Here is a 25,557-nt window from a genome sequence, read left to right on the forward strand (position 1 = left end):
AAAGGCGGCGATAAGTCGCCTTTATTGTCTCCCCGTTGTAACATTGCGCTGCCCAATTTCTAATAACGTCACCTGCAAAGTACGCAATGGAAAAAACCCGTCAACAAGAGTTAACACGCTGGCTGAAACAGCAAAGCGTTATTTCCCGCCGCTGGCTTACGATTTCCCGTCTCCTGGGATTCGTTAGCGGCCTGTTGATTGTTGCCCAGGCATGGCTGCTGGCCCGCATTCTTAATCACATGATCATGGAGAACATTCCACGCGAAGCGCTCCTGCTGCCCTTTATTGTCCTGATCCTGATTTTTATCCTGCGCGCCTGGGTGGTGTGGCTGCGTGAGCGCGTCGGTTTTCACGCCGGACAGCACATCCGCTACGAGATCCGCCGTCAGGTGCTCGACAGGCTTCAGGAAGCCGGGCCCGCGTGGATCCAGGGTAAACCAGCCGGTAGCTGGGCGACGCTGATCCTTGAGCAGATTGACGATATGCACGACTACTATGCGCGCTATCTGCCGCAGATGGCCCTTGCCGTCTTCGTTCCGCTGCTGATCGTGATCGCCATCTTCCCGGTGAACTGGATGGCTGCGCTGATTCTGATGGGCACCGCCCCGCTGATCCCACTGTTTATGGCGCTGGTCGGGATGGGGGCTGCGGATGCCAACCGCCGTAACTTCCTGGCACTGGGTCGCCTGAGCGGCCATTTCCTCGATCGTCTGCGCGGCATGGAGACGTTACGCATTTTTGGCCGCGGTGAAGCGGAAACCGAAAACATTCGCCAGGCGTCACAGGACTTCCGTCAGCGCACTATGGAAGTGTTACGCCTCGCCTTCCTGTCTTCCGGCGTACTGGAATTCTTTACCTCTCTGTCGATTGCCCTCGTGGCGGTCTACTTCGGTTTCTCCTACCTCGGCGCGCTGGATTTTGGCCATTACGGCACGGCGGTGACCCTTTCTGCCGGGTTCCTGGCGCTGATCCTGGCCCCGGAGTTTTTCCAGCCGCTTCGCGATCTGGGGACCTTCTATCACGCCAAAGCCCAGGCGGTTGGCGCAGCCGATAGCCTGAAAACGTTCCTGGAAACGCCGCTGGCACACCCGGAGCGCGGTGACGTGACGCTGAATGCTAAAGAGCCCGTGACCATCGAAGCGCAGGACTTTTCCATTCTGTCACCCGAAGGCAAAGTGCTTGCGGGTCCGCTGAACTTTACCTTACCTGCAGGACAGCGCGTGGTGCTCGTCGGCACCAGCGGTTCCGGGAAAAGTTCTCTGCTGAATGCGCTATCCGGATTTATGGCCTATACGGGTTCACTGCGGATCAACAGAACCGAACTGCGTAACCTCGATCCTGACGCCTGGCGTAAACAGCTCAGCTGGGTGGGCCAAAACCCGCAGCTTCCCGCCGCTACGCTGCGTGAAAACGTCCTGCTGGCGCGCCCGGATGCGCGTGAAGATGAACTGCAGTCGGTTCTCGACCGCGCCTGGGTCAGCGAGTTTCTGCCGCTGCTCCCGCAAGGGGTAGATACCGTGGTCGGTGACCAGTCCGCCGGGCTGTCGGTCGGACAGGCGCAGCGTGTGGCCGTTGCCCGCGCGTTGTTGAATCCTTGCCAGCTGATGCTGCTGGATGAGCCCGCCGCCAGCCTGGATGCCCACAGCGAGCAGCGCGTAATGGAAGCACTGAACGCCGCCTCCCGGCAGCAAACTACCCTGATGGTCACCCATCAGCTGGAAGGCATTGCCGACTGGGACCAGATCTGGGTCATGGAGAACGGCCGTATTGTTGAGCAAGGCGATTACGCCTCTCTCGTTGCCGCGCAGGGACCGTTTGCCGCCCTGCTGGCGAACCGTCAGGAGGACATCTGATGCGTGCTCTGCTGCCTTATCTTGCGCTCTATAAACGCCACAAATGGATGCTGACGCTGGGGATTGTGCTGGCCATTGTCACGCTGCTCGCCAGCATCGGACTGCTCACGCTTTCCGGCTGGTTCCTGTCGGCCTCGGCCGTCGCGGGGTTCGCCGGATTATACAGCTTCAACTACATGCTTCCGGCTGCCGGGGTTCGCGGTACCGCCATCACCCGTACTGCCGGACGCTATTTCGAACGGCTGGTCAGCCACGACGCCACTTTCCGCGTGCTGCAGCACCTGCGCATCTACACCTTCAGCAAGCTGCTGCCCCTCTCCCCTGCCGGGCTGGCGCGTTTTCGTCAGGGTGAGCTACTCAACCGTGTCGTTGCGGATGTCGACACGCTGGATCACCTGTACCTGCGCGTGATCTCCCCGATCGTGGGCGCGTTTGTGGTGATTGTCGTGGTCACGCTGGGGCTGTCTGTTCTGGATGTTCCCGTGGCGCTGACGCTGGGCGGGATCATGCTGCTGACGCTCATCATTCTGCCGCCGCTGTTTTACCGCGCCGGGAAATCCACCGGGGAAAACCTGACGCGTTTGCGCGGAGACTACCGCCAGCAGTTAACCTCCTGGCTTCAGGGGCAGGCTGAGCTGACCATTTTTGGTGCCAGCAAGCGCTACCGCGCGCGGATGGAAAGTACGGAGCTGAACTGGCATGAAGCCCAGCGCCGCCAGTCGGAGCTGACGGCCTTCTCTCAGGCGCTGATGATGCTGATCGGCGGCGTGGCGGTGATAGCCATGCTGTGGCTGGCCTCCGGCGATGTCGGGGGGAATTCACAGCCGGGTCCTCTTATTGCCCTTTTCGTCTTCTGCGCGCTGGCGGCGTTTGAAGCGCTGGCCCCGGTGACGGGCGCCTTCCAGCATCTGGGTCAGGTCATCGCCTCTGCCCTGCGCATCACCCAGATTGCGGAGCAGGAGCCTGAAGTTACGTTCAGTGCCGGGCAAACCGCTGTTCCAGAGCAGGTTGCGCTGACGCTTGAAGATGTCACCTTCGCCTACGACAAACAGGCGCAGAACGCGCTGGACAGTATCAACCTTTCTGTTAAGGCAGGACAGCGGATTGCGATCCTCGGCCGTACCGGCTGCGGTAAATCGACACTGCTGCAGTTGCTGACCCGCGCCTGGGATCCGCAGCGCGGTCATATTCGTTTTAATAATACGTTGCTGACTGATTTCAGCGAGCAGGCCCTGCGCAAGGCCGTGAGCGTCGTTCCGCAGCGCGTGCATCTGTTTAGCGCCACGCTGCGCGATAACCTGCTGCTGGCCGCGCCAGAGGCCTCTGATGATGCGCTTTGCACCATGCTGGAGCAGGTCGGACTGCAAAAGCTGCTTGAGGACGAGGGATTGAACAGCTGGCTGGGCGAAGGCGGCCGCCAGCTCTCCGGCGGTGAGCTGCGCCGTCTGGCCATTGCGCGCGCGCTGCTGCACGATGCGCCGCTGATGCTGCTCGACGAGCCCACCGAAGGGCTGGATGCCACGACCGAGAGCCAAATCCTTGATTTACTGGCGAATGTTATGACCGGCAAAACCGTGCTGATGGTCACGCACCGCCTGCGCGGACTGGCGAGCTTTGATCGGATAATTGTGATGGACAACGGACACATTATTGAGCAAGGTAGTCACGCAGAGCTGTTGGCGAAACAGGGTCGCTACTACCAGTTTAAACAGCGTCTGTAGACTATATTTGTAGCGTCCTCACTCGCGTACTGGAGTTTTGCTGTCATGCGCCTGGTCCAGCTTTCTCGTCATAACATCGCGTTCCCTTCTCCGGAAGGGGCGCTGCGTGAGCCCAACGGGCTGCTGGCCCTCGGTGGTGACCTCAGTCCCGCTCGACTATTAATGGCGTACCAGCGCGGAATATTCCCCTGGTTTTCCCCCGGCGATCCGATTTTATGGTGGTCTCCCGATCCGCGTGCCGTGCTGTGGCCAGGGCAGTTTCACGTGAGCCGCAGCATGAAGCGTTTCCATGCGAAATCACCGTACCGCGTCACCCTCAACCACGCCTTTGGTCAGGTCATTGAAGGCTGTGCTGAAGACCGTTATGAAGGGACATGGATAACCCGCGATATTATTACCGCCTACCACCAGCTCCATGAGCTTGGCTACGCCCACTCCATCGAGGTGTGGGAAGGCGGAGCGCTCGTTGGCGGCATGTACGGCGTGGCGCAGGGGACGCTGTTCTGCGGCGAGTCGATGTTCTCCCGCGCGGTGAATGCCTCGAAAACGGCGCTGCTGGTCTTCAGCCAGGCGTTTGCCCAGCGCGGTGGACGCCTGATCGATTGTCAGGTGCTTAACGAGCACACGGCTTCCCTCGGCGCCGTTGAGATCCCGAGACGCCAGTACATCGAGCATCTGGATGCCAGCCGTCAGGAGAAGCTCCCCCGCGACTTCTGGATACCGAGAACGCTCTTTATGCCCAATGTCTAAATGTTTTCCGCATATTTTTTGTGAGGGTGTTATAATTATGCCGCAGAGTAGCTTCTGCCTGTTGCCCCGCCGCCGTTTGGGACCCTCGCTTCAGATAACGTCCTGACGTTTATCCTGTTGTCTCCCCTTTACGAATGCGCTTCCTGTTCGGTTGTACCGTGACGCTTGGGCAATGCGCCGAAACTGTTTTGCTGCGTTTTAATCGCGCAATTCTTTACTTAATTGATGAATTTCGGCATTATCTTGCCGGTTCAAAACTTGGTAGTGATACCCCAGAGGATTAGATGGCCAAAGAAGACAATATTGAAATGCAGGGTACCGTACTTGATACGTTACCTAATACCATGTTTCGCGTAGAGCTGGAAAACGGTCACGTGGTAACTGCGCACATCTCCGGTAAAATGCGCAAAAACTACATCCGCATTTTGACGGGCGACAAAGTGACTGTTGAACTGACCCCGTACGACCTGAGCAAAGGCCGCATTGTCTTCCGTAGTCGCTAATTGTTTTCGCCTGTAATGGCAGATGAATATTTAAAAGGTCGGGATTATCCCGGCCTTTTTTATTTATGGCTTTAGTGTTGCTGCGTCGGAAGATGTATTGTCATCCATGGTTGTACAGGAGCGATTAAATCTCCTGCCATAGAATGCGCCATGTCGTGAAGTAATCCCGTAAGATGCGGCAGCATATCGCGGTCAAAATGCGACACCAGCAGCACGTGGTTTAACGCCCGGCAGTAGTCACATTTCGTTTCTGTATCTTCCAGCAGCCACTCTTTTTGCCGCGGTTGTTCCGCTTCTTCCTCAAATTCCAGTATCTGAATATCACGCATGGATTCCGTGAGGCCGGTTTTCACCTCTTCCAGATAAGCCCCGAGGCAACGGCAAACGGGCTGCGTTTGGGGGAGTGATTTGCAGTCGAGAAGGATTTCGGTGAGCAGTTTGCAGCGCTCGGCAAGGGTTGGGAGATCGGGGTTGAGGGAGAGTTCGCTGTAAAGTTGGGCGAAATTATTAATATCAGTCATATGTGATCCTTTATGCACGTAAGATTGTTTGTGCACACTTTCAGGACGCCAATCCCGGCACCTGATTTTGCAGGTGCGACACTATTTTATTACTGTATATTTACCCAGCAACTAACTTCGAAAGAAACTGGAAAGCGCCTCGCAAAATTCCTCTGCGGCCTGTTGCCCTCACCCCAACCCTCTCCCACAGGGAGAGGGAGAAAACACTAAAAACGACAACACTGTTGTCGTTTTGCTTTTACCTTGGCAGACATAAAAAAACCGGGCTATTGCCCGGTTTTTAAGACCTACGTTACAACTCAGTGAGCCGCTTCCGGCTTGTGCTTCGCCGCACTCTGGAAATCGTACGTCAGTTCGTTCTTCGCCTGGTCCAGCGCCACGGTCACCTGGCCGCCGTCCACCAGCGAGCCAAACAGCAGCTCGTTCGCCAGCGGTTTCTTCAGGTTGTCCTGAATCACGCGCGCCATCGGACGGGCACCCATCGCACGGTCGTAGCCTTTCTCGGCCAGCCAGTTGCGGGCCTCCTGGCTCACTTCCAGCGACACGCCTTTCTGATCCAGCTGAACCTGCAGCTCGACGATGAACTTGTCCACCACCTGATGGATCACCTCAGTAGACAGGTGATCGAACCAGATAATGTTGTCCAGACGGTTACGGAACTCCGGCGTGAAGATCTTCTTGATCTCCTCCATCGCATCGGTGCTGTTATCCTGGTGGATCAGGCCGATGGATTTACGCTCGGTTTCACGCACCCCGGCGTTGGTGGTCATCACCAGCACCACGTTGCGGAAGTCCGCCTTGCGCCCGTTGTTGTCGGTCAGCGTCCCGTTGTCCATCACCTGCAGCAGGATGTTGAACACGTCCGGGTGCGCCTTCTCGATTTCATCGAGCAGCAGGACCGCGTGCGGATGCTTGATCACCGCGTCGGTGAGCAGGCCGCCCTGGTCAAAGCCCACGTAGCCCGGAGGCGCACCAATCAAACGGCTGACGGTGTGACGCTCCATATACTCGGACATATCAAAGCGCAGCAGCTCAATGCCCAGCGCTTTGGAAAGCTGAACCGTCACCTCGGTTTTCCCCACGCCGGTCGGGCCAGCGAACAGGAAGGAACCGACAGGCTTGTGGTCATGCCCCAGTCCGGCGCGGGCCATCTTGATCGCTTCGGTTAAGGCCTCAATGGCTTTATCCTGACCAAAGACCAGCATTTTCAGGCGATTGCCGAGGGTGCGCAGCGTGTCGCGGTCGCTCTGAGAAACGCTCTTCTCAGGGATACGCGCGATGCGGGCCACCACGGACTCAATATCCGCCACGTTAACGGTTTTCTTACGCTTGCTGGCCGGCATCAGACGCGCACGCGCCCCTGCCTCGTCAATCACGTCTATCGCCTTATCCGGCAGATGACGATCGTTGATGTATTTCACCGCCAGCTCCACCGCCGCACGGACCGCTTTTGCGGTGTAACGCACGTCGTGGTGCGCTTCGTACTTCGGCTTCAGGCCGTTGATGATCTGCACCGTTTCCTCGACGGACGGTTCGGTCACGTCGATTTTCTGGAAGCGGCGCGCCAGCGCACGGTCTTTCTCAAAGATGTTGCTGAACTCCTGGTAGGTCGTGGAGCCAATCACGCGGATCTTGCCGCTGGAGAGCAGCGGTTTGATCAGGTTAGCCGCATCCACCTGGCCACCGGAGGCCGCACCTGCGCCGATGATGGTGTGGATCTCATCGATAAACAGGATGCTGTTGGTGTCCTGCTCCAGCTGTTTTAACAACGCCTTGAAGCGTTTTTCAAAATCACCGCGGTATTTGGTGCCCGCCAGCAGCGAGCCGATATCCAGCGAGTAGATGGTGCAGTCGGCAATCACTTCCGGCACGTCGCCCTGCACAATGCGCCAGGCAAGACCCTCGGCAATCGCGGTTTTACCCACGCCTGATTCCCCCACCAGCAGCGGGTTGTTCTTGCGGCGACGGCACAGCACCTGGATCGCGCGCTCCAGCTCTTTATCGCGACCAATCAGCGGGTCGATACCGCCAACGCGAGCAAGCTGGTTAAGGTTGGTGGTGAAGTTTTCCATACGATCCTCCCCGCCTGCTTGCTCTTCATTGTTATTGACCTGATTGCTGGAATCCGATGACTGGTTAGGCTCGTCTTTGCGCGTTCCGTGAGAGATAAAGTTAACCACGTCGAGGCGGCTGACTTCGTGTTTGCGCAGCAGGTAGGCAGCCTGTGACTCCTGCTCGCTGAAGATGGCGACTAAGACGTTTGCGCCAGTCACTTCGCTACGTCCGGAAGACTGGACGTGGAAAACCGCGCGCTGCAGCACGCGCTGGAAGCTGAGCGTCGGCTGCGTGTCGCGCTCTTCTTCACTGGCTGGCAGCACCGGTGTGGTTTGTTCGATGAAGGCTTCGAGTTCCTGACGTAGCGCCACCAGATCCACGGAGCAGGCTTCCAGCGCTTCGCGGGCAGATGGGTTGCTAAGCAGTGCGAGCAGTAAATGCTCGACGGTCATAAACTCATGTCGGTGCTCACGCGCTCTGGCGAAAGCCATGTTTAAACTGAGTTCCAGTTCTTGATTGAGCATAGGCACCTCCCCCAATTTTATGCCTTATCAGGCCTTTTCCAGCGTACACAGCAACGGATGCTCGTTCTCCCTCGCATAGTCGTTCACCATCGCTACTTTGGTTTCCGCCACTTCGGCTGTGAAGATGCCGCAGATAGCTTTGCCACGATAATGAACGGTAAGCATCAGTTGCGTTGCACGTTCTACATCATAAGAAAAGAACTTTTGTAGCACGTCAATAACAAATTCCATCGGCGTGTAATCATCGTTCATTAACATAACTTTATACATAGATGGCGGTTTTAGCGCGTCGCGCACTTTATCTTCCGCCAGCTGGTCAAAATCCAGCCAATCGTTGGTCTTACCCATTATGCATAACCACTTTGAATCTACCTCAGATGTTAGATAACAATCATCTATTACTGTCATCCGCGATGTCTGTCACAAACTATTGCAATAGCGTTAACTGCTTCAAACTTTGGTTGATTATTGTCCCATCTCCAGCGCCAAACGCTTGACGACTTCTTTCGTTTCTCTAAATTGTACAAGCGTGAGATGGCGAGGTTTTGAACAGCCCCCACTCCACCACCGGTTCATTCCATCTTAACTTATAAGATTTACGAAGGATGTCGAAGCATGGAAATGGGTACTGTTAAGTGGTTCAACAACGCCAAAGGGTTTGGCTTCATCTGCCCCGAAGGCGGCGGCGAGGATATCTTCGCTCACTATTCCACCATTCAGATGGATGGTTACAGAACGCTCAAAGCCGGGCAGTCCGTCCGGTTCGATGTACACCAGGGACCAAAAGGCAATCATGCAAGCCTAATCGTACCCGTTGAAGCAGAGACGGTTGCATAGCTCTCTGTTTTATTGTGTACATCCCGCAGTCAAAATGCCAGCCCGATCGGCTGGCATTTTTATTTTCGGGTTATTCCCGAGCCAGCGCGTCCACCGGATCCAGCCGCGCCGCATTGCGGGCGGGCAACCAGCCAAACAAAATGCCGGTAAAGGTCGAACACAAAAATGCGGTAATAATGGCAACCGGCGAGAAGCCAATCTCCCAGCCGGGTAAAAAGAGCTGGAGTGCAAACGCGATCATCATCGAGAGCGCAATGCCCATCGCCCCGCCGACCAGACACACCAGCACGGCTTCAATCAAAAACTGCTGCAGCACGTCACTGGCGCGGGCCCCGACCGCCATGCGGATGCCGATCTCCCGGGTGCGTTCCGTTACCGACACCAGCATGATGTTCATCACCCCGATGCCGCCGACGACCAGCGAAATCACCGCCACCAGCGTGAGGAACAGCTGAAGAGTACGTGTGGTCTTTTCCGCCGTTTTCAAGAGGCCGTCCATATTCCAGGTGAAGAAATCTTTCTTCCCGTGGCGCAGGATTAACAGCCGCTCAAGCTGCTGTTCGGCGAGCGCGCTGTCGTAGCCCTCCTTCACGCGCACGGTGATGGAGTTGAGCCAGGACTGCCCCATAATCCGCCCGGAGATGGTGGTGTAGGGCAGCCAGACGCGCAGGATCTTGCTGCTGCCAAACATCGACTGCTTCTCTTCCGCCACGCCGATGACCGTGGCAGGCATGTTGCCGACCAGGATCACTTCGCCTACCACGTTGACTTTATTGGGGAAGAGCTGCCTGCGCGAGTTCGCGTCCAGCACCACCACCTGCGCCCTGCCCGCCAGCTGTTCGGCGTTAAAGGTAGCGCCTTCACTGAAGGTCATGCCGTAGACGTTGAAATAGTCTCCGCTAACGCCGTTCGCACTGGCGGCAACGTCGACATTGCCCACCCGCAGGCGCAGGTTCTGCGACACCGCAGGCGTGGCGGAGTTGACCCACGGCTGCTTCTGAATGGCCGCCAGATCGTCGTATTTCAGCGCCTGCTGATACTGCGGCTCGTCGTCGCCAAAGTCTTTGCCGGGATACACGTCAATGGTATTGGTGCCGATGGCGCGGATATCTGCCAGCACCAGCTGCTTGGCCGCGTCGCCCACCACCACAATCGACACCACCGAGGCGATACCGATGATGATGCCGAGCATCGTCAACAGGGTACGCATTTTGTTGGCCGCCATCGCCAGCCAGGCCATGGTCAGCGCTTCACGAAAGCCGCTGGAAAACTGTCCCCAGCCGGTTGATGTCGGGAGCGCTTCTTTCGGCGCCGCTGCTCTGGACTCGCGCGGCGGCGGATTGCTGACCAGCTCGCCGTCGTGGATCGCAATAATGCGTTCCGCCTGCGCCGCCACCTGCGGATCGTGGGTAACAATGATGACCGTGTGCCCCTGATCGCGAAGCTGATGGAGGATCGCCATCACCTCTTCGCCGGAATGGCTGTCGAGCGCGCCGGTCGGCTCATCCGCGAGGATCACCTGCCCGCCGTTCATCAGGGCGCGGGCAATACTCACGCGCTGCTGCTGGCCGCCGGAAAGCTGCGAGGGCTGGTACTCCAACCGCTCTGCCAGCCCCAGACGCGTCAGCAGCATCTGCGCGCGCTCGAGGCGTTTTTTACGCTCGACGCCCGCATAGACCGCAGGTACTTCCACGTTCTGCGCGGCATTGAGGTGAGAAAGCAGATGGTAACGCTGGAAGATAAAGCCGAAGTGTTCCCGGCGCAGCTTCGCCAGCGCGTCGCCATCCAGCGTGGAGACATCCGTCCCGGCCACGCGATAGGTACCGCTGGTGGGTTTATCCAGGCAGCCGAGAATGTTCATCAGCGTCGATTTACCGGAACCCGATGCGCCGACAATCGCCACCATCTCGCCCGCCTCCACGCGCAGGGAGATGCCCTTCAGCACCTCCACCGGGCCATCGCCGGAGGGATAGCTGCGACGAATGTTATTCAGCTCAAGCAGCGCCGTCATTTGGCGGCTCCGGGCAGGCTTTCGCTGACAACAACCTCCTCGCCCTCTTCCAGCCCTTTCACCACTACCACGTCAGTGTCGTTGCGCGCGCCAATCACGACCTCACGCTCGCGCGTTTCGCCGTTGCGCAGCACTTTCACTTTATAACGGCTATCCCCGGCGGATTCGCCGAGCGCAGAGAGCGGAATGGTCAGCACGTTCTTCACGCCGGTCAGCTGGATATGCACCTGTGCGGTCATGTCCAGACGCAGCACGCCCTGCGGGTTTGGCACTTCAAAACGAGCATAGTAGAAAATAGCGTCGTTCACTTTTTCCGGCGTCGGCAGAATGTCTTTCAGCACGCCTTCGTAGCGCGTCTGCGGATCGCCCAGTACCGTAAACCAGGCGTTTTGCCCCGGCTTAAGATGGATCACATCCGCTTCTGAGACCTGGGCTTTGACCAGCATGGTGCTCATGTCCGCCAGCGTCAGAATGTTTGGCGCCTGCTGTGCGGCAATCACCGTCTGCCCCTGGAGCGTGGTGATCTGGGTCACTTCGCCCGCCATCGGTGCCACAATTTGGGTGTAGTCGAGGTTGGTTTTCGCCGTATCCAGCGAAGCCTGATTGCGTTTGATTTGCGCGTCAATCGTGCCAATCTGCGCCTGTTTCACCGCCAGTTCAGTGGTGGCGGTATCTAAATCTTGTTTTGAAATAGCCTGAGTTTTAGCCAGCGCCTGCTGACGGGTTAGCGTCACCTGGGCCAGGTTACGTTCTGCCAGCGCCTGCGCACGCTGCGCGCGCAGTTCCATCAGCGTGGCTTCCACCTCGCGGATCTGGTTCTCAGCCTGTTCAGGATCGATAACGCCGAGCAGCTGGCCTTTTTTCACCTTGTCGCCAATCTCAACCGACAGCGTTTTCAGCTGGCCGCTGACCTGAGCGCCGACGTCAACCTTGCGCAGCGCGTCAAGCTTGCCCGTCGCGAGGACGTTTTGCTGCAGTTCGCCCGGACGAACAATCAGTGTCTGATACTGCGGCACCGGCGCGTTCAGCACCTGCCATAGCCAGTATCCACCGGCTAAAACCACGACCGCCAGCAGCAGAAACAGCGTTCTGCGTTTTCCCTTGAGGTTCATAAATAATCCAAATAAATGTTCTGGCAATGATAAGTGTTGATTCTATCTAAACGACTCCTCAACGAAACCCCTTCTTCTTGAAATCGTCACAATTTGTTTACGAGACGTTGAACGTTCGCCTGCTGAAATGGAGATCTTCATCAAGAAGCAGGATCTATCATGTCTTCCATCGTCGATACACCTTTTTCAAACTTGCCTCAGCCTAAATCTGGCTGGCAGCTCTTCAAAAATCTGGCTTTCGGTAAGCTCAAACCAGGACTGGCGTGGCAAAACCCCGCCTATCGACGTAAATTCATGTTACGTTCACTGGCGACACCCATTAGCACTGCGCGCCTGTTAACAAGTCTTGCAAAACAACCACGTCTGATGCAGATGCTGCAGGTACAACCAGGGCTACCGTGTCGGTTGCATCGTCCCTGGTTGACGGTGAATATGGATCGACAGCATGCGCTGGAATCCCTCAACTGGCACTATCAGACGATGAGCCGCCAGCTTCCGGTGACGCTGCTAACGGGTTATTTTTCGAAGAAGGGCTTCACCCTGCTGACCTTAACCGGCAAAGATGAACAGCAATTTACCGTCCGTCTGTGCGCCGATGCGTTTCTGGATAAAGAAGGGGAAGCCACCCTCGCCTTCTGCGACCATCAGAATACGGTGCTGGCCGAGATGACCTTCACCCTGTGCCAGTTTGAGGGAAAATCGACGCTGTTCATTGGCGGTTTGCAAGGGGCAAAAGCGCATGTTCCCCATGAGCTGATCCAGGGTGCGACGAAAGCCTGCCATGGTCTGTTCCCGAAACGTCTGTTGGTCGAGGCCGCCATGACCCTCGGCACCGCCTTCCCGGTAGAACAGATTATCGCCGTCAGTAACGATACCCATATTTATCGCAGCTGGCGCTACCGCAAGAAAAAAGAGGGGAAACTGTTGGCCGATTACGACAGTTTCTGGCTCTCTATCGGCGGTGAAAAACAGGATAACGGTAACTTTATGCTGCCGCTCGTCATGCCGCGTAAACCGATGGAAGAGATCGCCAGCAAAAAACGCTCCGAATATCGCCGCCGCTACGAGCTGCTGGATAGCCTGATTCAGCAGGTGAAACAGGCGACCCAACGCTAATCCGCTTTCCCGCGTGCCAGCCACAGCACGCGGGAAAACATCTTCCGCAGCAGGGTCGGTACCGCCTCTACGCCCCGCCTTCCCGCTTCCGTCGCCACTTCAATGGCTAAATCCGGTTTTGACGAACGATGAATGGCTTTGGCGATCACGCGCCGCATGTTCATCGGGACATCGACCGGCACCATGGCAATGCGGTGGAAGACGTCATCGAACCCCTGACGGTACATAAAGTGTTCCATGTCCATCGCAGGGAGCATGGTTAAATGGTCGCGCTCTTCCTCACGCTCGTTATTCAGCAGGCTGCGTACGGTCGAGGCATATTTTTTGCCCGCCTCATCACCGTCGACCAGAACGTGCCACTCGATCCCCATCCGGCGAGCAAATTTTATCAGCGGCTTTAGTCCCGACTGGGCGAATTCAATCACCTTAATGCCTTCCGCATCAAAATGGTGGCCGCACTGGCGCGCCAGTTCGTTGATAACCCACGTTTCCGTTTCCCCCTCCACCAGCAGCCAGCAGCGGGCAAAGAGCGACGACGCGCGGTTAAAGCGAATATGAAACGCGATGCGCCGCCCGTCTTCCGCGTTCAAACCACCCGGACCAAGCCGGAAAGCGGAGACGCGGGAGGACTCACGGACCAGACGGCAGACGTGTTCTACCGGCGTCAGCGATAATAATTCACCGGAATTGGTGGTCGTAATGCGCTGGAGCGGCAGCAGATTCAGCAGATGCCATGCCACGGAGAGCATGATGGGATGCAGCCGCGTTTCCGGGTCTTCCACCAGCAGCAGCGGCCGGGCGTCCCGGTCAAGACGAACGGTGCCTTTGGCCTGCAGAAGCGTTGAAAACAGCCCCAGCAAAATCACCCGATGGGTACGACCGCCGGGCCGGTCAATCATTCGGTTAATGATGTCGAGGTAACGCCAGCTGCGCTGCTCATCATGAGAACGGCGGCGCATCAGACGATGACGCGACTCAGAGGTTCCATGCTCGGAAAAATAGTGCTCCAGGAGTTGCACCATTGCGGACAACCCCTGACGGATTTGACCATCGGTCAGATTTTGCGGACGCGACACCAGCTCTCTTGCCAGAAAATCCAGCTCGCGGGCGGTGACTTCCACGTCCGGCATATTGGGTACGGTACCGTTACGAATACGCCGCATAAAACGCGCATCGCGCAGGCGTAACACCGGCGTCAGGCGAATCAGGTGGCGGGCCAAATCGTCGATATTCTCAAGCGGGATCGGGTTGGCTTTCTCATCGAGAAAATCACGCAGGGTGAGTACCCCCTCGTTCTCCGCCATCTCCCCTTCCAGCCGATAGAAAATCCGGTGGAAACCGTCATCGCACGGCACCCAGCAGGGTGACAGCGGGCGGAAGCGACGCACCCGATGCCGTCCGGGCTCGGATTCGCGGAACGTCAGGATGATATGCAGGTGCTTCTCGCGCCCCGTCACGTCGCCGGGCGGGAACCAGAAATCGTCGCGAACGAAGTGATACAGATCGTCTTCGGGCGAAAGCAGTAACGTCAGCGCATCCAGCAGGCTGGACTTACCCCACGCGTTCTCGCCGATCAGGACGTTGTTCTGTTCCAGCTGCAGCGACAGGCGGTTAATACCGCGAAACCCGACAATTTCCACACGTTCGAGAAGCATAAATCCCCCGACAAATGATCACTTTTTCCTTTAAGTTATCAGCAGTATAGCGGGAGGCGTTCTGTCACGACAGCACAACGTTCACCCTTGCGAGAATTAGTCTATGCTCTATTTACCGCTAATTTGAACAAGGATTGACATCGCATTGCCTAAAATCAAACCAACAGAATTTATTTAAGTGGCGAAGGGGTGTTGTTATTTTTTAGAATAGAGACTCTTTGAGTCGTCATCCCTTTATGACGATATATCCCGCGCGCGGGAAAGCGTGCGGATAATTATTTTGAGGTGGTTATGTTTAGAAAATTAGCGGCAGAATGCTTTGGTACATTCTGGCTGGTATTTGGTGGCTGCGGTAGCGCCGTTCTGGCAGCAGCATTCCCGGAATTGGGTATTGGTTTTGTCGGCGTCGCGCTGGCGTTTGGTTTAACCGTATTAACCATGGCGTTTGCCGTGGGACATATTTCCGGCGGTCATTTTAACCCGGCAGTGACATTAGGTTTATGGGCAGGCGGCCGTTTCCCGGCAAAAGACGTGATTGGCTACATTGTGGCGCAGGTGGTTGGCGGTATTATTGCAGCTGGCGTTCTGTACGTGATTGCCAGCGGTAAAGCCGGGTTCGACGCGGCGGCCAGCGGCTTTGCCTCTAACGGCTTCGGCGAACACTCTCCGGGCGGTTACTCCATGCTGTCTGCCATCGTGATTGAAATTGTGCTGACCGCCGGCTTCCTGCTGGTGATCCACGGCGCAACGGACAAACACGCGCCAGCCGGTTTTGCCCCGATTGCGATTGGCCTGGCGCTGACGCTTATCCATCTGATTTCGATTCCGGTCACCAACACCTCCGTTAACCCGGCACGCAGCACCGCCGTCGCCATCTTCCAGGGCGGCTGGGCGCTTCAACAGCTGTGGCTGTTCTGGGTGATGCCAATTATCGGCGGTATCCTGGGCGGCGTGCTGTACCGCACCCTGCTGGAAAAACGCGATTAATCGAGCGCGGTGTCGGGTGGCGCTAACGCTTACCCGACCTACGTTAGAGTGCACTTTGTAGGCCGGGTAAGGCGTAGCCGCCACCCGGCTTTTTTATTGCTCCTTTACCTGACAGCCTTTATTGGGTAGTGTCTCTGGCGCTCAACAGATACTCAAAAGGACCGGCTGTTCATGTTTTCAGGACTCCTCATTATTCTGCTGCCCCTGATTGTGGGCTACCTTATCCCGCTGCATCAGGAATCTGCATTACGGCTTATCAACCGTTTTCTCAGCTGGATTGTTTACGTTATTCTTTTCTTTATGGGGATAAGCCTGGCATTCCTGGATAACCTGTCGGCGAATTTACTCTCCATCCTCCATTATTCTGTCGTCACCGTGGTGGTTATTTTACTGTGCAATATTGCCGCGCTGCTGTGGCTGGAACGCACTATTCCATGGAAAAATCACCACCATCAGGAAAAACTCCCTTCACGAATTGCCATGGCGCTGGAATCATTAAAACTGTGCGGCGTCGTGGTGCTCGGTTTTCTTCTTGGACTGACCGGTTGGGCATTTTTACAGCACGCGACAGAGGCCAGCGAATATACGCTTATCTTCCTGCTGTTCCTGATCGGTATTCAGCTGCGAAATAATGGCATGACCCTGAAGCAAATTGTCCTCAACCGTCGGGGAATGATGGTTGCCGTGATTGTTGTCGCCAGTTCAATGGTCGCGGGCGTCATTAACGCCTTTATTCTCGATCTGCCGCTGAAAACCGGCCTGGCGATGGCGTCAGGTTTTGGCTGGTACTCCCTCTCCGGTATTCTGCTGACCGAATCATTCGGCCCGGTGATCGGCAGCGCCGCCTTCTTTAACGATCTGGCGCGAGAGCTGATTGCCATCATGCTGATCCCAAGCCTGGTTCGCCGCAGTCGTTCTACCGCGCTGGGCCTGTGCGGCGCAACGTCGATGGACTTTACCCTGCCGGTACTACAGCGCTCCGGGGGGCTGGAGATGGTGCCCGCCGCCATCGTGCACGGCTTTATTTTAAGCCTGCTGGTTCCGGTCCTGATGGCCTTCTTCTCTGCCTGATACTTATTTGGCGGTAGGTTTCCTGCCGCCAAAATTGCGCTAAATCAATCTCCCTCTATTTTGTAGCAGAAAGCCCTTTTCACCGTTCTGGCACAAGCATAATCTTAAACATGTATATCAAATATAACTTTAACAGGTGTGATTATGTTTTGTGTGCAATGTGAACAAACCATCCGTACCCCGGCAGGCAATGGCTGCTCTTACGCACAGGGTATGTGCGGCAAAACCGCAGAAACATCTGACCTGCAGGACCTGCTGATTGCGGCCCTGCAAGGCCTTTCCGCCTGGGCGTTCAAGGCCCGTGAATACGGCATTGTCGACCACTACGTCGACAGCTTCGCCCCGCGCGCCTTCTTCTCCACGCTGACCAACGTTAACTTCGACTCTCCGCGCATTGTCGGCTATGCCCGCGAAGCGATTGCCCTGCGTGAAGCGCTGAAAGCACAGTGCCTGAAGGCGGACGCCAGCGCCCACGTGGAAAATCCGATGTCAGAACTTCAGCTGATCAGCGACGATCTGGGCGACCTCCAGCGTCAGGCGGCAGAATTCACCCCGAATAAAGACAAGGCGGCGATTGGCGAGAACATTCTCGGCCTGCGCCTGCTGTGCCTGTACGGGCTGAAAGGCGCGGCGGCCTATATGGAACACGCGCACGTGCTCGGGCAATACGACAACGACATCTACGCCCAGTACCACAAAATCATGGCGTGGCTGGGCACCTGGCCTGCCGATATGAATGCCCTGCTTGAGTGCTCAATGGAAATCGGCCAGATGAACTTCCGCGTGATGAGCATTCTGGATGCCGGTGAAACCAGCACCTACGGCCACCCGACACCGACGCAGGTCAACGTCAAGGCGACCGAAGGCAAGTGCATCCTGATTTCCGGTCACGACCTGAAAGATCTCTACAACCTGCTGAAGCAAACCGAAGGCACCGGCGTTAACGTCTATACCCACGGCGAAATGCTCCCGGCGCACGGCTACCCGGAGCTGCGCAAGTTTAAACATCTGATCGGTAACTACGGCAGCGGCTGGCAGAACCAGCAGGTGGAGTTCGCCCGCTTCCCGGGCCCTATCGTGATGACCTCTAACTGCATCATCGACCCTACCGTCGGCGCGTATGACGACCGCATCTGGACCCGCAGCATCGTCGGCTGGCCGGGCGTGAGCCACCTCGAAGGCGACGATTTCGGTCCGGTTATCGCCCAGGCGCAGCAGATGGCGGGCTTCCCGTACAGCGAGATCCCGCACCTGATCACCGTCGGCTTTGGTCGTGAAACCCTGCTGGGTGCCGCTGATTCGCTGATCGACCTCGTCAGCCGTGAAAAGCTGCGCCACATCTTCCTCGTTGGCGGCTGCGACGGCGCGCGCGGCGAGCGTAACTACTTCACCGATTTCGCCACCCGCGTGCCGGAAGACTGCCTGATCCTGACCCTGGCGTGCGGCAAATACCGTTTCAACAAGCTGGACTTCGGCGACATCGAAGGCCTGCCGCGCCTGATCGATGCGGGCCAGTGTAACGATGCTTACTCAGCCATCATTCTGGCGGTCACGCTGGCGGAGAAACTGGGCTGCGGCGTGAACGACCTGCCGCTGTCGCTGGTGCTGTCATGGTTTGAGCAGAAAGCGATTGTCATCCTGCTTACCCTGCTTTCTCTCGGCGTGACCAACATCGTGACCGGCCCGACCGCGCCCGGCTTCCTGACGCCGGACCTGCTGGCGGTGCTGAACGAGAAATTCGGTCTGCGTTCTGTGACCAACGTTGAAGATGATATGAAGCAGCTGCTGAGCGCGTAAGGAGTAACTCATGACCATGCCAACCCCACAATGTCCGTGGCGGATGCAGGTTCATCACATCCATCAGGAGACGCCGGATGTGTGGACGCTGTCGCTGCTGTGCCATGACTACTATCCGTACCGTGCGGGTCAATATGCGCTGGTTAGCGTTCGCCATTCGGCAGACACCCTGCGCGCCTACACCCTTTCTTCCACGCCGGGCGTGAGCGAGTACATCACGCTTACCATCCGTCGCATTGAAGGCGGAGCCGGTTCAGAATGGCTGACCCGAGACGTGAAGCGCGGGGATTATATCTGGCTGTCTGACGCACAGGGGGAATTCACCTGTGACGACAAAGCAGACGATAAATTCCTGCTGCTGGCGGCGGGCTGTGGCGTAACGCCGATTATGTCGATGCGCCGCTGGCTGGCGAAGAACCGTCCGCAGGCAGACGTGCAGGCGATCTTCAGCGTGCGCTCTCCGGAAGATGTGATTTTTGCCGATGAGTGGCGGAATTATCCTGTGACTCTGGTGGCTGAGCACAACGCGACCCACGGCTTTGTGCCCGGTCGCCTGAGCCGCGAGCTGCTGCAAAGCGTGCCGGATATGGCGAACCGCACCGTGATGACCTGCGGCCCGGCGCCGTACATGGATAGCGTGGAAAAAGAGGTGAAAGCGCTTGGCGTGACCCGCTTCTTCAAAGAGCAGTTCTTCACGCCGGTAGCGGAAGCGGCAACCAGCGGCGTTAAGTTCACCAAACTGCAGCCTGCGCAGACCTTCTTTGGCCGCGTGGGGACCACGCTGCTGGAGGCGCTGGAAAGCAATAAGGTGCCGGTAGTGGCTGCCTGCCGTGCGGGCGTGTGCGGCTGCTGTAAGACGAAGGTGGTTTCCGGGGAGTATACCGTCACCAGCACCATGACGCTGTCCGACGCGGAAATTGCCGAGGGTTACGTGCTGGCATGTTCGTGCCATCCACAGGGGGATTTGGTCCTCGCATAAACAATAAACGTTCGTAGGCCCGGTAAGCGTCAGCGCCACCGGGCTTTTTGTCGGGTGGCACTGCGTTTACCCGACCTACAACAACCCTACCGCCACGCCGGACCTTTCCCTACCGCAAAGCGCCCTGCCCCTAAAAACGCGACAGCCAGCGAGCCGATAAAGAAGTACACCAGGCTTTCAATCGCCCATGCGCCTACCTTATCAAGGGCGAGCGTTTCCCCCATTCCCACCATCAGCCACGCCACAATCATCGTAAACGCCAGCACCAGCGCGGCCGGGCGCGTAAAGAGCCCAACAATAATCAGGATCGGCGCCACCACTTCGCCAACCAACACGCCGTAGGCGATAAATCCCGGCAACCCTTTTTCCACCAGCATGCCGCTGATAAAGCCCACGCCGCCAAAAAGCTTGTGCAAACCGTGAAAAAGCATCAGCCCGCCAACGGCAAGTCGTAACAAGAGTTTGCCAAGATCGTCGCACGATAGCTTTTCATTAACAGCAATTAACAATGATTTAACCATTTGAAATGATTCCTGTTTTCACCGAGGTATTGCCAGATTATGCCGAATAATTGCGCGTGAAAAGCACCTTTTAATTAGGGGGAAATGACGGGCAATACGGAGACTTTCTTCTAAGCTTGTAAGCGATATCACAAAAAGGAGACGGACAACCATGAAACAAACCGTGGCTGCATATATTGCGAAAACGCTCGAACAGGCTGGCGTGAAACGTATCTGGGGCGTAACCGGCGATTCCCTGAACGGACTTAGCGACAGCCTCAACAAGATGAAGACCATCGAATGGATGCCCACCCGCCATGAAGAGGTTGCCGCCTTCGCCGCAGGCGCTGAAGCACAGCTTACCGGTGAACTGGCCGTCTGCGCCGGATCCTGCGGGCCGGGTAACCTGCACCTGATCAACGGGCTGTTCGACTGTCACCGTAACCACGTCCCGGTGCTGGCGATTGCCGCTCATATCCCCTCTTCCGAAATCGGCAGCGGCTATTTTCAGGAGACGCATCCGCAGGAGCTGTTCCGTGAATGCAGCCACTATTGCGAGCTGGTTTCATCCCCGGAGCAGATCCCGCAGGTGCTGGCGATCGCCATGCGCAAGGCCGTGCTGAACCGCGGCGTTTCGGTGGTTGTTATCCCGGGCGATGTAGCCCTCAAGGCCGCACCGGAAGGTGCCAGCACCCACTGGTATCACGCGCCGCAGCCGGTGGTGACGCCAGCCGAGGAGGAGCTGAAAAAGCTGGCACAGCTGCTGCGTTACTCCAGCAATATCGCCCTGATGTGCGGCAGCGGCTGCGCGGGGGCGCACAAGGAGCTGCTTGAATTTGCCGGTAAGCTGAAATCGCCCATTGTTCACGCCCTGCGCGGCAAAGAGCACGTCGAGTACGACAACCCTTACGATGTGGGGATGACCGGTCTGATCGGTTTTTCCAGCGGCTTCCACACCATGATGAACGCCGACACGCTGATCCTGCTCGGCACCCAGTTCCCGTATCGTCCGTTCTACCCCGCGGATGCCAAAATCATTCAGATTGATATCAACCCGGCCAGCATCGGCGCGCACAGCAAGGTCGATATGGCGCTGGTGGGCGACATCAAATCTACCCTTGCCGCCCTGCTGCCGCTGCTGGAAGAGAAAACCGACCGCAAGTTCCTTGATAAGGCGTTGAGCGACTATCGCGATGCCCGCAAGGGGCTGGACGACCTCGCCAAACCGAGCGACAAAGCCATTCACCCGCAGTATCTGGCGCAGCAGATCAGCCATTTCGCCGACGACGATGCCATCTTCACCTGCGACGTGGGCACGCCAACGGTCTGGGCCGCGCGCTACCTGAAGATGAACGGTAAACGCCGCCTGCTCGGCTCGTTCAACCACGGCTCGATGGCTAACGCCATGCCGCAGGCGCTGGGCGCAAAAGCAACGGCGCCGGAGCGTCAGGTGGTGGCGATGTGCGGCGACGGCGGGTTCAGCATGCTGATGGGGGATTTCCTGTCGGTGGTGCAGATGAAGCTCCCGCTGAAAATTGTGGTCTTCAACAACAGCGTGCTGGGCTTCGTGGCGATGGAGATGAAGGCTGGCGGCTATCTGACGGACGGCACCGAGCTGCACGATACCAACTTCGCGCGTATCGCCGAGGCCTGTGGCATCACCGGTATTCGCGTGGAGAAAGCCTCCGAGGTGGATGAAGCCCTGCAGCGCGCCTTTTCCATCGACGGTCCGGTGCTGGTGGATGTCGTCGTCGCCAAAGAGGAGCTGGCGATCCCGCCGCAGATCAAGCTTGAGCAGGCCAAAGGCTTTAGCCTCTATATGCTGCGCGCGATCATCAGCGGGCGTGGTGACGAGGTGATCGAACTGGCAAAAACCAACTGGCTCAGGTAAAACATCTGGCATCGCCTTTTTAATAATAAGGACATGCCATGATCGATTTACGCAGTGATACCGTAACCCGCCCGAGCCGCGCCATGCTCGAAGAGATGATGGCCGCCCCGGTCGGGGACGACGTCTACGGTGACGATCCGACGGTAAACGAACTGCAGCGCTATGCCGCAGAGCTCAGCGGAAAAGAGGCCGCCCTGTTCCTGCCAACCGGTACGCAGGCTAACCTCGTGGCGCTGCTCAGCCACTGCGAGCGCGGTGAAGAGTACATCGTGGGCCAGGGCGCGCATAACTACCTCTACGAAGCCGGCGGTGCCGCGGTGCTCGGCAGCATTCAGCCGCAGCCGATTGACGCCGCGCCGGACGGCACCCTGCCGCTCGATAAGGTCGCGGCGAAAATCAAAGCCGACGATATTCACTTCGCCCGCACCCGGCTGCTCAGCCTTGAAAACACCCACAACGGCAAAGTGCTGCCGCGCGAATACCTGAAAGCCGCATGGGAGTTTACCCGCGAGCGCAGGCTCGGCCTGCACGTGGACGGCGCGCGCATCTTCAACGCCGTGGTGGCGTACGGCTGCGAGCTGAAAGAGATTACGCAATACTGCGACTCGTTCACCATCTGCCTCTCTAAAGGGCTGGGCACGCCGGTGGGTTCCCTGCTGGTGGGCAATGCGGACTACATCAAACGCGCGAACCGCTGGCGCAAAATGACCGGCGGCGGCATGCGTCAGGCGGGTATTCTGGCGGCAGCGGGGCTGTATGCTCTGAAAAACAACGTGGCGCGCCTGAAGGACGATCACGACAACGCCGCGTGGATGGCGGCTCAGCTGCGCGAGATTGGCGCCGACGTGATGCGCCACGACACCAACATGCTGTTCGTCCGCGTGGGCGAGGATCGCGCCGCAGCGCTGGGGGAATTTATGAAAGCCCGTGGCGTGCTGATCAACGCCTCACCCGTCGTGCGTCTGGTCATGCATCTTGACGTCAGCCGCGAGCAGCTGGCGGACGTAGTGAAACACTGGCAGGCGTTTTTACAGCGATAAGGAGCATCACGTGCCGCAACGCATTCTGGTGCTCGGCGCCAGCGGATATATCGGTCAGCACCTCACCGCGGCGCTAAGCCAGCAGGGACACCGGGTGCTGGCAGCGGCACGCAACACGGAGCGCCTGCAAAAGCTCAGTTTACCTGGCGTCACCTGCCACAACGTTGATCTCAACTGGCCGAAGGAGCTTCCCGCGCTGCTGGAAGGGGTCGACACGCTTTACTACCTGGTGCACAGCATGGGCGAAGGCGGGGATTTTATCGCCCACGAGCGTCAGGTGGCGATGAACGTCCGCGATGCTCTTCTGCAAACGCCGGTGAAACAGGTAATTTTTTTAAGCTCGCTCCAGGCACCCGAACACGAGCAGTCCGATCACCTGCGCGCCCGCCAGCTGACGGCTGACACCCTGCGCGGCGCTGCTATTCCCGTCACCGAACTGCGCGCCGGAATTATCGTCGGCGCAGGCTCCGCCGCCTTCGAAGTGATGCGCGATATGGTGTATAACCTGCCGGTGCTCACGCCGCCGCGCTGGGTCCGTTCGCGCACCACGCCGATTGCGCTGGAGAACCTGCTGCATTATCTGGTGGCATTGCTGGATCACCCAACCGACCAGCACCGCGTGCTGGAGGCCGCCGGGCCTGAAGTCCTGAGCTATCAGGAGCAGTTCGAACATTTCATGCGCGTCAGCGGCCGCCGCCGCTGGCTGATCCCCATCCCCTTTCCAACCCGCTGGATCTCGGTGTGGTTTTTGAATGTGATCACCTCCGTGCCGCCGACGACCGCCAAAGCGCTGATCCAGGGGCTGAAGCACGATCTGCTGGCGGACGATCGCGAGCTGCGGGCACTCATACCCCAGGACCTGATCCGCTTTGACGATGCCGTGCGTAATACGCTGAAAGAGGAAGAGCAACTGGTGAACTCCAGCGACTGGGGCTACGACGCCCAGGCGTTTGCCCGCTGGCGCCCGGAGTATGGCTATTACCCGAAACAGGCGGGCTGCACGGTGAAGACTTCTGCCAGCCTCGCAGATCTGTGGGAGGTGGTGAACCAGATTGGCGGCAAAGACGGTTATTTCTTCGGCAATATCCTCTGGCAAACGCGCGGGGCAATGGATCTGCTGGTGGGGCACAGGCTGGCAAAAGGCCGCCCGGCACGCCCGTATCTTGAGGTGGGCGATGCGGTCGACAGCTGGAAGGTGATCATCGTCGAGCCGGAAAAACAGCTGGCGCTGCTGTTCGGCATGAAAGCGCCGGGGTTGGGACGACTCTGCTTTACGCTGAAGGACAAAGGCGACCATCGGGAGCTGGACGTCCGCGCCTGGTGGCATCCGCACGGAATGCCGGGGCTGTTCTACTGGCTGTTGATGATCCCTGCCCACCTGTTTATCTTCCGCGGAATGGCGAAACGCATTGCGCAACGGGCAGAACAAAAGACGGAAAAGATATAAATAAAACTCTCTTTCTTTCACCTTTCCCATTGCATAGCGCCGTAATTCACGAAAGAATGCGCACGAAATTCTTTTCAACACAGTGGATAGCTATGAAGGTACTGGTTACCGGGGCGACCAGCGGCTTAGGCCGAAATGCGGTCGAATTTCTGCGCAATAAAGGCATCAGCGTCAGGGCTACCGGTCGCAACGAAGCGATGGGTAAACTGCTGCAAAAAATGGGCGCAGAGTTCGTCCATGCTGACCTGACGGAGCTGGTCTCCTCTCAGGCAAAGGTGATGCTCGCCGGTATCGACACGCTATGGCACTGTTCCAGTTTTACCTCCCCGTGGGGGACCCAGGAAGCCTTCGATCTCGCCAACGTGCGCGCCACCCGTCGTCTGGGTGAATGGGCCGTTGCCTGGGGCGTGCGTAACTTTATTCATATCTCGTCACCGTCACTCTATTTCGACTATCACCACCATCGCGACGTGCAGGAAGATTTCCGCCCTGCTCGCTTTGCCTGTGAATTTGCCCGCAGCAAGGCGGCCAGCGAAGAGGTGATTGACCTGCTGGCGCAGTCAAACCCGCATACCCGCTTTACGGTCCTGCGTCCGCAGAGCCTGTTCGGGCCGCACGACAAGGTGTTTATTCCGCGTCTGGCGCAGATGATGCACCACTACGGCAGCGTGCTGCTGCCGCGCGGCGGCGATGCGCTGGTGGATATGACCTATTACGAAAACGCCGTTCACGCTATGTGGCTGGCAAGCCAGCCGGACTGCGATAAGCTGATCTCCGGTCGCGCCTACAACATCACTAACGGCGAACCGTGCACGCTGCGCAGCATTGTGCAGCGGTTGATCGACGAGTTGCAGATCGACTGCCGTATCCGTTCCGTGCCCTACCCGATGCTGGATATGATTGCCCGCAGCATGGAGCGTTTTGGCAGTAAATCGGCCAAAGAGCCTGCGCTGACGCATTACGGCGTCTCTAAACTCAACTTTGACTTCACGCTGGATATTTCGCGGGCGGAGAATGAGCTGGGGTATAAACCGGTTGTGACGCTGGATGAAGGGATTATGCGCACCGCGGCGTGGCTGCGGGATCACGGGAAGCTTCATCGCTAGCCTTTTTGCCCGGTGGCGACTTCCGCACCGTACTGTCCCCTCGCCCCTTTGGGGAGAGGGTTAGGGTGAGGGGAAAGAGCA

Annotated in this window: 21 protein-coding genes; 14 read left to right on the forward strand and 7 right to left on the reverse strand. The window is 57.7% G+C overall.

Annotated elements, in window-relative coordinates; translation table 11 throughout:
• Window positions 1-86: 86 nt before the first annotated feature.
• From cydD to infA, 4 genes are all read left to right on the forward strand, one after another.
• Complete coding sequence (gene cydD, locus BM007_RS05560; RefSeq protein ID WP_061715647.1) at window positions 87-1,853, forward strand: heme ABC transporter permease/ATP-binding protein CydD; 1,767 nt, start codon at window positions 87-89, stop codon at window positions 1,851-1,853.
• A complete protein-coding gene (cydC, locus tag BM007_RS05565) occupies window positions 1,853-3,574 on the forward strand; it encodes a heme ABC transporter ATP-binding protein/permease CydC (protein WP_090417546.1) in 1,722 nt (573 codons plus the stop codon). Before cydD ends, cydC begins: the two co-directional genes overlap by 1 nt.
• A gap of 45 nt (window positions 3,575-3,619) precedes the next feature.
• Entirely contained in the window at window positions 3,620-4,324 is a 705-nt protein-coding gene (aat, locus tag BM007_RS05570; RefSeq protein WP_090417548.1) for a leucyl/phenylalanyl-tRNA--protein transferase, read from the forward strand.
• Between the two features lie 284 nt (window positions 4,325-4,608).
• Window positions 4,609-4,827: a translation initiation factor IF-1 gene (infA, locus tag BM007_RS05575; protein ID WP_002211347.1), complete on the forward strand. Its 219-nt coding sequence runs from the start codon at window positions 4,609-4,611 to the stop codon at window positions 4,825-4,827.
• A gap of 71 nt (window positions 4,828-4,898) precedes the next feature.
• Here the strand turns inward: infA and BM007_RS05580 are convergent, their stop codons facing one another.
• The 3 genes from BM007_RS05580 to clpS form a co-directional block, all read right to left on the reverse strand.
• The gene (locus BM007_RS05580) at window positions 4,899-5,348 is read right to left on the reverse strand and encodes a hypothetical protein (protein WP_090417550.1); all 450 of its coding nucleotides are present in this window, start codon (window positions 5,346-5,348) and stop codon (window positions 4,899-4,901) included.
• A gap of 299 nt (window positions 5,349-5,647) precedes the next feature.
• Entirely contained in the window at window positions 5,648-7,927 is a 2,280-nt protein-coding gene (gene clpA / locus BM007_RS05585; RefSeq protein WP_024907813.1) for an ATP-dependent Clp protease ATP-binding subunit ClpA, read from the reverse strand.
• Between the two features lie 27 nt (window positions 7,928-7,954).
• Entirely contained in the window at window positions 7,955-8,275 is a 321-nt protein-coding gene (gene clpS / locus BM007_RS05590; protein ID WP_006174393.1) for an ATP-dependent Clp protease adapter ClpS, read from the reverse strand.
• A gap of 267 nt (window positions 8,276-8,542) precedes the next feature.
• Here clpS and cspD point away from each other — a divergent pair, with 267 nt between their 5' ends.
• Window positions 8,543-8,764 (forward strand): cold shock-like protein CspD, encoded by a 222-nt coding sequence (gene cspD / locus BM007_RS05595; protein ID WP_006809408.1) that lies wholly within the window; start codon window positions 8,543-8,545, stop codon window positions 8,762-8,764.
• A 70-nt stretch (window positions 8,765-8,834) separates the two neighbouring features.
• On the opposite strand, the gene macB is transcribed toward cspD, so the two are convergent.
• Window positions 8,835-10,775, reverse strand: a complete 1,941-nt coding sequence (gene macB / locus BM007_RS05600) for a macrolide ABC transporter ATP-binding protein/permease MacB (RefSeq protein ID WP_090417551.1) — start codon at window positions 10,773-10,775, stop codon at window positions 8,835-8,837.
• Complete coding sequence (gene macA, locus BM007_RS05605; RefSeq protein ID WP_032649222.1) at window positions 10,772-11,887, reverse strand: macrolide transporter subunit MacA; 1,116 nt, start codon at window positions 11,885-11,887, stop codon at window positions 10,772-10,774. The genes macB and macA overlap by 4 nt, the downstream gene beginning before the upstream one ends.
• Window positions 11,888-12,046: 159 nt before the next feature.
• Here macA and BM007_RS05610 point away from each other — a divergent pair, with 159 nt between their 5' ends.
• Window positions 12,047-13,003, forward strand: coding sequence for a VirK/YbjX family protein (locus BM007_RS05610; protein ID WP_090417552.1), 957 nt, complete (start codon window positions 12,047-12,049; stop codon window positions 13,001-13,003).
• Here the strand turns inward: BM007_RS05610 and BM007_RS05615 are convergent.
• Window positions 13,000-14,658 carry an ATP-dependent endonuclease gene (locus BM007_RS05615; RefSeq protein ID WP_090417554.1) on the reverse strand — a complete coding sequence of 553 codons (1,659 nt, stop codon included), beginning with the start codon at window positions 14,656-14,658 and terminating at the stop codon, window positions 13,000-13,002. The two genes, BM007_RS05610 and BM007_RS05615, sit on opposite strands and share 4 nt — an antisense overlap.
• Before the next feature lie 291 nt (window positions 14,659-14,949).
• Between BM007_RS05615 and aqpZ the strand changes: the two genes are divergently transcribed.
• From aqpZ to hcr, 4 genes are all read left to right on the forward strand, one after another.
• The gene (aqpZ, locus tag BM007_RS05620; protein ID WP_023335104.1) at window positions 14,950-15,645 is read left to right on the forward strand and encodes an aquaporin Z; all 696 of its coding nucleotides are present in this window, start codon (window positions 14,950-14,952) and stop codon (window positions 15,643-15,645) included.
• A 171-nt stretch (window positions 15,646-15,816) separates the two neighbouring features.
• Complete coding sequence (locus BM007_RS05625) at window positions 15,817-16,716, forward strand: LysO family transporter (protein WP_024907818.1); 900 nt, start codon at window positions 15,817-15,819, stop codon at window positions 16,714-16,716.
• 144 nt (window positions 16,717-16,860) lie between these two features.
• Window positions 16,861-18,513, forward strand: coding sequence for a hydroxylamine reductase (gene hcp, locus BM007_RS05630; protein ID WP_090417556.1), 1,653 nt, complete (start codon window positions 16,861-16,863; stop codon window positions 18,511-18,513).
• Window positions 18,514-18,523: 10 nt separating this feature from the next.
• Window positions 18,524-19,492: an NADH oxidoreductase gene (gene hcr, locus BM007_RS05635; protein WP_090417558.1), complete on the forward strand. Its 969-nt coding sequence runs from the start codon at window positions 18,524-18,526 to the stop codon at window positions 19,490-19,492.
• 86 nt (window positions 19,493-19,578) lie between these two features.
• Here the strand turns inward: hcr and BM007_RS05640 are convergent, their stop codons facing one another.
• Window positions 19,579-20,013, reverse strand: a complete 435-nt coding sequence (locus BM007_RS05640) for a DoxX family protein (RefSeq protein ID WP_090417559.1) — start codon at window positions 20,011-20,013, stop codon at window positions 19,579-19,581.
• 151 nt (window positions 20,014-20,164) lie between these two features.
• On the opposite strand from BM007_RS05640, the gene poxB reads away from it, so the two are divergent.
• From poxB to BM007_RS05660, 4 genes are all read left to right on the forward strand, one after another.
• A complete protein-coding gene (gene poxB, locus BM007_RS05645) occupies window positions 20,165-21,883 on the forward strand; it encodes a ubiquinone-dependent pyruvate dehydrogenase (protein ID WP_047346936.1) in 1,719 nt (572 codons plus the stop codon).
• A 38-nt stretch (window positions 21,884-21,921) separates the two neighbouring features.
• On the forward strand, window positions 21,922-22,923 hold the full coding sequence (gene ltaE, locus BM007_RS05650) for a low-specificity L-threonine aldolase (protein ID WP_048990963.1): 1,002 nt from the start codon (window positions 21,922-21,924) through the stop codon (window positions 22,921-22,923).
• 10 nt (window positions 22,924-22,933) lie between these two features.
• The gene (locus BM007_RS05655) at window positions 22,934-24,370 is read left to right on the forward strand and encodes an SDR family oxidoreductase (protein WP_090417561.1); all 1,437 of its coding nucleotides are present in this window, start codon (window positions 22,934-22,936) and stop codon (window positions 24,368-24,370) included.
• 92 nt (window positions 24,371-24,462) lie between these two features.
• Entirely contained in the window at window positions 24,463-25,476 is a 1,014-nt protein-coding gene (locus BM007_RS05660) for an NAD-dependent epimerase/dehydratase family protein (protein WP_024907825.1), read from the forward strand.
• Window positions 25,477-25,557 lie beyond the last annotated feature (81 nt).

This window comes from Enterobacter sp. NFIX59 (assembly GCF_900113755.1).
Taxonomy (GTDB): domain Bacteria; phylum Pseudomonadota; class Gammaproteobacteria; order Enterobacterales; family Enterobacteriaceae; genus Enterobacter; species Enterobacter pseudoroggenkampii.

What these genes read in the sequence shown, in the direction of transcription:
- cydD (WP_061715647.1), top strand. Translation starts at nt 87, where the DNA reads ATGGAAAAAACCCGTCAACAAGAGTTAACACGCTGGCTGAAACAGCAA.
- cydC (WP_090417546.1), top strand. Translation starts at nt 1,853, where the DNA reads ATGCGTGCTCTGCTGCCTTATCTTGCGCTCTATAAACGCCACAAATGG.
- aat (WP_090417548.1), top strand. Translation starts at nt 3,620, where the DNA reads ATGCGCCTGGTCCAGCTTTCTCGTCATAACATCGCGTTCCCTTCTCCG.
- infA (WP_002211347.1), top strand. Translation starts at nt 4,609, where the DNA reads ATGGCCAAAGAAGACAATATTGAAATGCAGGGTACCGTACTTGATACG.
- BM007_RS05580 (WP_090417550.1), bottom strand. Translation starts at nt 5,348, where the DNA reads ATGACTGATATTAATAATTTCGCCCAACTTTACAGCGAACTCTCCCTC.
- clpA (WP_024907813.1), bottom strand. Translation starts at nt 7,927, where the DNA reads ATGCTCAATCAAGAACTGGAACTCAGTTTAAACATGGCTTTCGCCAGA.
- clpS (WP_006174393.1), bottom strand. Translation starts at nt 8,275, where the DNA reads ATGGGTAAGACCAACGATTGGCTGGATTTTGACCAGCTGGCGGAAGAT.
- cspD (WP_006809408.1), top strand. Translation starts at nt 8,543, where the DNA reads ATGGAAATGGGTACTGTTAAGTGGTTCAACAACGCCAAAGGGTTTGGC.
- macB (WP_090417551.1), bottom strand. Translation starts at nt 10,775, where the DNA reads ATGACGGCGCTGCTTGAGCTGAATAACATTCGTCGCAGCTATCCCTCC.
- macA (WP_032649222.1), bottom strand. Translation starts at nt 11,887, where the DNA reads ATGAACCTCAAGGGAAAACGCAGAACGCTGTTTCTGCTGCTGGCGGTC.
- BM007_RS05610 (WP_090417552.1), top strand. Translation starts at nt 12,047, where the DNA reads ATGTCTTCCATCGTCGATACACCTTTTTCAAACTTGCCTCAGCCTAAA.
- BM007_RS05615 (WP_090417554.1), bottom strand. Translation starts at nt 14,658, where the DNA reads ATGCTTCTCGAACGTGTGGAAATTGTCGGGTTTCGCGGTATTAACCGC.
- aqpZ (WP_023335104.1), top strand. Translation starts at nt 14,950, where the DNA reads ATGTTTAGAAAATTAGCGGCAGAATGCTTTGGTACATTCTGGCTGGTA.
- BM007_RS05625 (WP_024907818.1), top strand. Translation starts at nt 15,817, where the DNA reads ATGTTTTCAGGACTCCTCATTATTCTGCTGCCCCTGATTGTGGGCTAC.
- hcp (WP_090417556.1), top strand. Translation starts at nt 16,861, where the DNA reads ATGTTTTGTGTGCAATGTGAACAAACCATCCGTACCCCGGCAGGCAAT.
- hcr (WP_090417558.1), top strand. Translation starts at nt 18,524, where the DNA reads ATGACCATGCCAACCCCACAATGTCCGTGGCGGATGCAGGTTCATCAC.
- BM007_RS05640 (WP_090417559.1), bottom strand. Translation starts at nt 20,013, where the DNA reads ATGGTTAAATCATTGTTAATTGCTGTTAATGAAAAGCTATCGTGCGAC.
- poxB (WP_047346936.1), top strand. Translation starts at nt 20,165, where the DNA reads ATGAAACAAACCGTGGCTGCATATATTGCGAAAACGCTCGAACAGGCT.
- ltaE (WP_048990963.1), top strand. Translation starts at nt 21,922, where the DNA reads ATGATCGATTTACGCAGTGATACCGTAACCCGCCCGAGCCGCGCCATG.
- BM007_RS05660 (WP_024907825.1), top strand. Translation starts at nt 24,463, where the DNA reads ATGAAGGTACTGGTTACCGGGGCGACCAGCGGCTTAGGCCGAAATGCG.